Genomic DNA, 4571 nt, shown 5'->3' on the forward strand with positions numbered 1-4571 from the left:
TCACCCGGCGGCCGGCTGTCGGCGCGCGGGGGATCGAGAGGGGATCGGGAGGCGAACCGCCGCACGGCGCCCGCGCCACCGCCCCCGTCCCGACGCGTTGGACCGGCACCAGCCAAGAGGAGCCAGCATGTCAGGCAAGCACCCGAAGACCGATACGCCCACGGACGCCGACCTCAAGGGCAATCCCGGGATCGGCACCTCGAAGGGGATGAGCGGCGCCGACCCGGAAGATCTCGAGGCGGATTCGACCTTCGAGGGCGACGTCGAGAACGAGACCAAGCCGGACGGCGGCATCAATCCGAACCACCGCCCGCGCAAGAACGCCTGATCCGAGACGCCCGGGCCTGCCCGGCCCGGGCTTCTCGACGTCAGCGGGCGCGGGCCGGGACCTTCGGCCGCTGCGGCGCGGCGGTCCCATCGGTGAGGAAGCCGACGCCCGGGCCGCCTGAGGACACGTAGAGCTGCGGCGGGCTCGCGGTGTAGCCCCGCAGCAGGATCGCGTTGGCGGCCCCGAAGGACGCCGTGCTGTCGGCGCGGGCGGCACCCACCGGGACGCCGAGCAGCAGGGCGGCGGCCAGGGCCAGGGAGATCGGCTTCGTCATTGGGGCGGGACCTTCGGTTCGTGGGGTGGCGGGCAACGCCGGCCCCACCGGATCGCTCCTATCTGTGGTTGATGAGTCGCACCTGACGTGTGGCGCCGCACAGCCCTCGCGCGAGCACCATGGACCGGCCCAGGCGGATCAGAGCCCGAGCCCGAGCTGCAGCGGCTCCTCCTTCTCCCCCTGCTCGAACCCCGAGAGCGCGATCCCGATCAGCCGCGCGCTGCGCCGGAGGGGGAACAGGCCGGAGAGCAGGTCCAGCCCGATCCGCTCCAGGGCGGCCCGGTCGGCCACCGGGGCGGGGAGGGACTTCGCCCGGGTGACCTGGGCGAAGTCCGAGAACTTGAGCTTCAGGGTCACGGTCCGGGCGCGCATGCCCTTGACCTCGGCCCCGCCCCAGACCTTGTCGAACAGGGGCGCGAGCCGCTCGGCCAGGGTGGCGAAGGCCGCCGTATCCTCCGAGAAGGTGGTCTCCGCCCCGATCGACTTCCGCACCCGGTGGGCGCGGACCGGCCGCATGTCGAGTCCGCGGGCGACCGCGTGGTAATAGGCCCCGGCCGACCCGAAGGTTTCGCGTAGGCGGTCCGGATCCCAGGCGCGCAAATCGGCCCCGGTCTCGATGCCGAGGCGCTTCATCTTCGCCTCGGTGACCGGCCCGACCCCGTGGAACCGGCCGATCGGCAGGGCGGCCACGAAATCCGGCCCCATGGACGGGGTGATCACGAACAGGGCGTCGGGCTTCCGGTAGTCGGAGGCGACCTTGGCCAGGAACTTGTTGTACGAGACCCCGGCCGAGGCGACGAGGCCGGTGCGTTCCAGGATCTCGGCCCGGATCGCCTTCGCGACGGCCGTCGCGGTGGGAAGTCCCAAAAGATTCTCGGTGACGTCGAGATAGGCCTCGTCCAGGGCGACCGGCTCGATCACCGGCGTGTGCCGGGCGAACACCGCCCGGATCTCCTCCGAGACCGCCCGGTAGACCTCGAAGCGCGGCTTCACGAACAGCAGGTCCGGGCAGAGCCGCCGGGCGGTGGCCGACGGCATGGCCGAGCGCACGCCGAACCGCCGCGCCTCGTAGCTCGCCGCCATCACCACGCCGCGCTCCCGGGAGCCGCCGACAGCGAGCGGCAGCCCGCGCAAGCCGGGATCGTCGCGCTGCTCCACGGAGGCGTAGAACGCGTCCATGTCGATATGGATGATCTTGCGGAGCGCGACCTCCGGATCCATCGCGGCCTCGAGGTCCGGGCTGAAGTTCCTGCTATGTTCCAGACATGCCAGACCGGACGCCCGGGTCAACCGATCCGATCCGACGACGCACAGGGGATCGCGTGCAATCCGGAAAAATCAGGTCACGCTGCCGTAGAGGTCGTAGGCGTCGGCCCGGTCGATCTTCACGGTGACGATGTCGCCGGAGCGCACCGGGCGCCGGAACGCGGCGTGGACGGTGCCGTCGATCTCGGGGGCGTCGGCCTTCGACCGGCCCTTGGCGATCCCGCCCTCGACGGAATCGACGATCATGGCCAGCCGCTTGCCGACCTTGGCCCGCTGGAGCCGGAGCGAGATCGCGTTCTGCGTCTCCATGAACCGGCGCTTGCGCTCGGCCTTCAGCTCCGGCGGCACGAGGTCGCCCAGGGCGTTGGCGGTGGCGCCGGCCACCGGCTCGTACTCGAAGCAGCCGACGCGCTCGAGCCTGGCCTCCTGCAGCCAGGCCAGCAGCTCCTCGAACTCGGCCTCGGTCTCGCCCGGGAAGCCGACGATGAAGGTCGAGCGGATCGCGAGGTCCGGGCAGGTCTGCCGCCAGCTGCGGATCCGGTCGAGCTGGCGCTCCTGGTTGCCGGGCCGGCGCATCCGCTTGAGCACGGAGGGGCTGGCGTGCTGGAGCGGCATGTCAAGGTAGGGGAGCACCTTGCCCTCGGCCATCAGCGGGATGACCTCGTCCACGTGCGGGTAGGGGTAGACGTAGTGCAGCCGCACCCAGGCCCCGAGCTCGCCGAGCTCCTGGGTCAGGTCGTAGAACTTCGCCCGCACGCTCCGGTCGCGCCACGGGCTCTCGGCGTAGCGGATGTCGACCCCGTAGGCGCTGGTATCCTGCGAGACGACCAGCAGCTCCTTCACGCCGGCCTTGACCAGCTTCTCGGCCTCCCGCAGCACGTCGCCGGCCGGGCGGCTGACGAGGTTCCCGCGCAAGCTCGGGATGATGCAGAAGCTGCAGCGGTTGCTGCAGCCTTCCGAGATCTTCAGGTAGGCGTAGTGGCGCGGGGTGAGCTTGATCCCCTGCGGCGGCACCAGGTCGAGGAACGGGTCGTGGGCCGGGGGCACCGCCTCGTGGACCGCCGCCACCACGGATTCGTAGGCCTGCGGCCCGGTCACGGCGAGCAGGTCCGGGTATTTCGCGCGGATCTCTTCCGGCTGCGCGCCCATGCAGCCGGTGACGATCACCCGGCCGTTCTCGGCCATGGCCTCGCCGATCGCCGAGAGCGATTCCGCCTTGGCCGAATCGAGGAACCCGCAGGTGTTGACGATCACCACGTCGGCCCCGTCGTGGCGGCGGGCCAGCTCGTAGCCCTCGGCGCGCAGGTGCGTGAGGATCCGCTCGGAATCGACCAGCGCCTTGGGGCAGCCCAGCGACACGAACGAGATCTTCGGGGCAGCCCCGGGGACGGCGTCCCGGGGGGCGGGGGTGGCGGTTGCGGTCATGGTCGCATTCGGAAGACGGGTTGGACGCCACCCTCGCGTGCGGCCGGTGGATCGGGTCGCACGGCGCGCGAGGACAGGCATTCGGGATCGCGCCCCTATAGCGGTTCTAACGCGGTCGCGCGAGACCGGCCGCCGCAGGGGTACCCGACCCCGCGCGGGAGGCTCGGCGCAGCAGGCACGCCACATCGCCGAAACGCGTCTGTCGGCAGGGCTTTGCAGGCGGATCCTGAGACCCCACATCAGGTGCGGCCCGCCGTCTCCCGCCCCCGGGACGGGCCCCGACCGCTCGCGACGGGCGGGGCCTTGCGCGGAACTGCCGCTTTCCCCGCGGCATCGCCTGTGCAACGGCAGCGTGCGGGGCGCGTGCCCTCAGGACATGAGCCCGAACCCGGTCATGTGGACCCGAGAGATCCCCTTCGTCGATCCCGTCGCGGCGGCCGCCCGGCTGCGGCCCCTGCCGGATCTCGCCTTCCTCGACAGCGCCATGCGGCACGACGCGCTGGGGCGGCACTCGATCGTGGCCGCCGACCCGTTCGCGCGCTTCCGGTTCCGGGACGGGCGCGCGACGCTGGACGGGCGTCCGGTGCCGGGCGGCCCGTTCGCGGCTTTGCGGGCCTGCCTGGCGCCCTACCGGGTCGAGCCCGATCCGGACAACCCGTTCCCGGGCGGGGCGATCGGCTACCTCGCGTATGACCTCGGCGCGCAACTGGAGCGGGTCGCGGCCCCGGCCCGGCGGGCGGGGCTGACCGACGACATCGCATTCAACCTCTACGACACGGCGCTGGTGATCGACCACGCCGCAGGCACCTGCCGGCTCGTCACGACGGGATTTCCCGAGACCGAGCCGGCCGCCCGGCGGGCCCGCGCCGAGGCGCGGATTTCCGCCTTCGCCGACCGGCTCGGGGCGGAGACGGCACCGGCAGACGCGCCACGCCAACTCATGAAAAACCTCGCGTGGCGCTCGAACTTCGACCGGCAAAGCTATGAGGCGGCTGTCGAAAAGGTCCGCGCCTATATCCGGGCGGGCGACATCTACCAAGCCAACATCGCCCAGCGCTTCAGCGCCGACCTGCCGGCGGGCTTCGACCCGTTCGCGCTCTACCGGCGCCTGCGCGCCACCAACCCGGCGACCTTCGGGGCCTATCTGGAACTCGCCGGCCTGACCGTCGCGTCGTCCTCGCCCGAGCGCTTCATCCGGCTCGACGGTCGCCACGTCGAGACCCGGCCGATCAAGGGCACCGCCCGCCGGCTCGACGACCCGGCGGCCGACCGGGCGGC

5 protein-coding genes are annotated in these 4571 nt (G+C 72.0%); 2 read left to right on the forward strand and 3 right to left on the reverse strand.

The window, feature by feature from the left end; genetic code table 11:
• The first annotated feature begins 127 nt into the window (after positions 1-127).
• Positions 128-328 carry a hypothetical protein gene (locus FV228_RS20985; protein WP_147856384.1) on the forward strand — a complete coding sequence of 67 codons (201 nt, stop codon included), beginning with the start codon at positions 128-130 and terminating at the stop codon, positions 326-328.
• Positions 329-368: 40 nt separating this feature from the next.
• Here FV228_RS20985 and FV228_RS20990 read toward each other — a convergent pair whose 3' ends face one another.
• The 3 genes from FV228_RS20990 to rimO all read right to left on the reverse strand — a co-directional run bounded on the left by FV228_RS20990 (position 369) and on the right by rimO (position 3293).
• On the reverse strand, positions 369-602 hold the full coding sequence (locus FV228_RS20990) for a hypothetical protein (RefSeq protein ID WP_147856385.1): 234 nt from the start codon (positions 600-602) through the stop codon (positions 369-371).
• A 138-nt stretch (positions 603-740) separates the two neighbouring features.
• On the reverse strand, positions 741-1823 hold the full coding sequence (dinB, locus tag FV228_RS20995; RefSeq protein ID WP_147856386.1) for a DNA polymerase IV: 1083 nt from the start codon (positions 1821-1823) through the stop codon (positions 741-743).
• 117 nt (positions 1824-1940) lie between these two features.
• A complete protein-coding gene (gene rimO, locus FV228_RS21000) occupies positions 1941-3293 on the reverse strand; it encodes a 30S ribosomal protein S12 methylthiotransferase RimO (RefSeq protein WP_147856387.1) in 1353 nt (450 codons plus the stop codon).
• Positions 3294-3687: 394 nt separating this feature from the next.
• On the opposite strand from rimO, the gene FV228_RS21005 reads away from it, so the two are divergent.
• Positions 3688-4571: chorismate-binding protein (locus tag FV228_RS21005; RefSeq protein ID WP_246693975.1), on the forward strand; the 884-nt coding region annotated here is incomplete at its 3' end.

This window comes from Methylobacterium sp. WL18 (genome assembly GCF_008040015.1).
Lineage (GTDB): Bacteria > Pseudomonadota > Alphaproteobacteria > Rhizobiales > Beijerinckiaceae > Methylobacterium > Methylobacterium mesophilicum.